Consider the following 3,421-nt stretch of genomic DNA (forward strand, 5'->3'; position numbering starts at 1 on the left):
GGCCGGCGCCGCTGCGGCAGCCGGCGCGCCGGTGCCGTCGTCGATGATGGCCAGCTCGGCGCCGACCTCGACGGTCTCGTCCTCGGCGACCTTGATGGCGGCCAGGATGCCGGAGGCGGGGGCCGGGATCTCGGTGTCGACCTTGTCGGTCGAGACCTCGAGCAACGGCTCGTCGGCCTCGACGCGCTCGCCCTCGGCCTTCAGCCAACGGGTGACAGTGCCCTCGGTGACGCTCTCGCCGAGCGCCGGAAGGGTTACGGAAACCGACATGGTTTCAGTTGCTCCTTACGAATGTGCGGAAGTAGGTCGGTCGTCGCGCCCGGTCGACTGATCAGTCGTGGGAGTGCAGAGGCTTGCCGGCCAGAGCCAGGTGGGCCTCGCCCATCGCCTCGCTCTGCGTGGGGTGGGCGTGGATGAGCTGCGCGACCTCGGCCGGCAGCGCCTCCCAGTTGTAGATCAGCTGGGCTTCGCCGACCTGCTCGCCCATACGGTCACCGACCATGTGGACGCCGACCACGGCACCGTCCTTGACCTGGACGAGCTTGATCTCGCCCGCGGTCTTGAGGATCTTGCTCTTGCCGTTGCCCGCGAGGTTGTACTTGAGGGCGACGACCTTGTCCGCTCCGTAGAGCTCCTTGGCCTTGGCCTCGGTGATACCGACGGAGGCGACCTCGGGGTGGCAGTACGTCACCTTCGGGACACCGTCGTAGTCGATCGGAACGGTCTTCAGGCCGGCCAGCCGCTCCGCGACGAGGATGCCCTCGGCGAAGCCGACGTGCGCGAGCTGGAGCGTCGGGGCCAGGTCGCCCACGGCCGAGATGGTCTCCACGTTCGTCCGCATGTACTCGTCGACGAGGACGTAGCCGCGGTCCATCGCGACACCGGCCTCCTCGTAACCGAGGCCCTGCGAGACGGGACCGCGGCCGATGGCGACCAGCAGCAGCTCGGCCTCGAAGGTCTTGCCGTCGGCGAGCGTCACGCGGACGCCGTCCTGGGTGTACTCGACGCCCTGGAAGAACGTACCGAGGTTGAACTTGATGCCGCGCTTGCGGAACGCGCGCTCAAGAAGCTTCGAGCTGTTCTCGTCCTCGACCGGGACCAGGTGCTTCAGGCCCTCGATGATGGTGACGTCGGTGCCGAAGGACTTCCACGCCGAGGCGAACTCGACGCCGATGACGCCGCCGCCCAGCACGATCGCGGACTTCGGGACCCGGTCCAGCTTCAGCGCGTGGTCCGAGGAGATGACGCGGTTGCCGTCGATCTCCAGGCCCGGGAGCGACTTCGGCACGGAGCCGGTCGCCAGGAGCACGTGGCGGCCCTGGATGCGCTGGCCGTTCACATCCACCGAGGTGCGGGAGGAGAGCCGTCCCTCACCCTCGATGTAGTGCACCTTGCGGGAGGCGATGAGACCCTGCAGACCCTTGTACAGGCCCGAGATCACGTCGTCCTTGTACTTGTGGACGGCCTCCATGTCGATGCCCTCGAAGGTGGCCTTGACACCGAACTGGTCGGCCTCGCGCGCCTGGTCGGCGATCTCACCGGCGTGCAGCAGGGCCTTCGTCGGGATGCAGCCGTTGTGCAGGCAGGTGCCGCCGACCTTGCCCTTCTCGATCAGAGCGACGTCCAGGCCCAGCTGCGCTCCGCGCAGGGCCGCGGCGTAACCGCCGCTACCACCGCCGAGGATCACTAGGTCGAAAACGGTGCTGGCGTCGTTCGCCACGTCACGTCCTCCATGCATGTGCGCCGTACGCCGGGCCCCGTCATCGGGGTGTGACCGGCCGGTCGGCTGGTGTTCGGCCGCTTTTGTCATTCGGCCCTGTGGTGGGGGCCCTGTCCTGCCGAGAACCCATCTTCGCACTTGTTGACGGTGGGCGGGACGCGGGGCCCGGGTCTGGGACGGATGTCCGTCCGTCCCAGGGGGTTACCGCTGCGTAGGGACGGGCTGATTTCGTCGAGAGCGAAACCCGCCCGGACCCGGCCGCGGTGCCGTGGGTGGAACACGGACGGCCCCGGACGTATGCCCGGGGCCGTCCGTCAGCTGCGAGCTCAGCCGAGGTCTCCGGCCGCGGTGCGCTCCGCCAGCTTCACCAGGGTGCGGACCGCGGATCCGGTGCCGCCCTTCGGGGTGTAGCCGTACGGGGCGCCCTCGTGGAAGGCCGGGCCCGCGATGTCCAGGTGGGCCCAGGCGATGCCCTCGCCCACGAACTCCTTCAGGAACAGACCGGCCACCAGGCCGCCGCCCATCCGCTCGCCCATGTTGGCGATGTCGGCGGTCGGGGAGTCCATGCCCTTGCGCAGGTCGGCGGGGAGCGGCATCGGCCAGGAGGCCTCACCGACCTCGTCGGCGATCTCGTGGATCGAGGTGCGGAAGGCGTCGTCGTTCGCCATGATGCCGAAGGTGCGGTTGCCCAGGGCCAGCACCATCGCGCCGGTCAGGGTCGCCACGTCGACGATCGCGTCCGGCTTCTCCTCGGAGGCGCGGGTCAGCGCGTCGGCGAGGACGAGACGGCCCTCGGCGTCCGTGTTGAGGACCTCGACGGTCTTGCCGCTGTACATGTTCAGCACGTCACCGGGGCGGGTGGCGTTGCCCGACGGCATGTTCTCGGCCAGCGCCAGCCAGCCGGTGACGTTGACGCGCAGGCCCAGGCGGGCGGCCGCGACGACGGCGGCGAACACGGCGGCGGCGCCGGCCATGTCGCACTTCATCGTCTCGTTGTGGCCGGCCGGCTTCAGCGAGATGCCGCCCGAGTCGTAGGTGATGCCCTTGCCCACCAGGGCCAGGGTCTTCTCCGCCTTCGGGTGCGTGTAGGCGAGCTTCACCAGGCGCGGACCGCGGGCCGCGCCCTGGCCGACGCCGAGCAGGCCGCCGTAGCCGCCCTTGACGAGTGCCTTCTCGTCGAGCACCTGCACCTTGATGCCGTGCTCCTTGCCCGCGGCGGTGGCCACGGCGGCGAAGGACTCGGGGTACAGGTCGTTCGGCGGGGTGTTGATCAGGTCGCGGGCGCGGTTGATCTCCTCGACCAGCGCGACGGCGCGCTCCGCGGCGGCCTTGAACGCCTTGTCGCGGGGCTTGGCGCCGAGCAGGGCCACCTCGGCGAGCGGCGGCTTGGCGCCACTGGCGGCCTTGGGGGCCAGCTTGTTCTCGCCGCGCTGGTAGGCGGTGAAGGCGTACGCGCCCAGCAGCGCGCCCTCGGCGATGGCCTCGGCGTCCTCGACGGAGCCGACGGGCAGCGCGAAGCCGGCCTTCTTCGAGCCGGTGAGCGAGCGGGCGGCGCAGCCCGCGGCCCGGCGCAGTGCCTCGGCGTCGTAGGCGCCGTCCTTCTCCGGGACCGGGCCGAGTCCGGCCGCGATGACGACCGGGGCCTTCAGGTCGTCGGGCGCGGGGAGCTTGGTCAGTTCGCCCTCGGCACCACAGGCGCCC

At 70.4% G+C, this 3,421-nt stretch carries 3 protein-coding genes; all 3 read right to left on the bottom strand.

Annotated features, from left to right (window positions below; all coding sequences use genetic code 11):
• Window positions 1-270, bottom strand: a 270-nt coding sequence (locus tag J1C73_RS31470; protein WP_307797841.1) for a biotin/lipoyl-containing protein, incomplete at its 3' end; no start/stop codon positions are given.
• Window positions 271-331: 61 nt separating this feature from the next.
• Window positions 332-1,720 (bottom strand): dihydrolipoyl dehydrogenase, encoded by a 1,389-nt coding sequence (gene lpdA / locus J1C73_RS31475; RefSeq protein ID WP_207319354.1) that lies wholly within the window; start codon window positions 1,718-1,720, stop codon window positions 332-334.
• Window positions 1,721-2,046: 326 nt separating this feature from the next.
• The coding region (locus J1C73_RS31480) for a leucyl aminopeptidase (RefSeq protein WP_207319355.1) at window positions 2,047-3,421 on the bottom strand (1,375 nt) is incomplete at its 5' end.

This window comes from Streptomyces laculatispora (assembly GCF_017353455.1).
GTDB classification, from domain to species: domain Bacteria; phylum Actinomycetota; class Actinomycetes; order Streptomycetales; family Streptomycetaceae; genus Streptomyces; species Streptomyces laculatispora.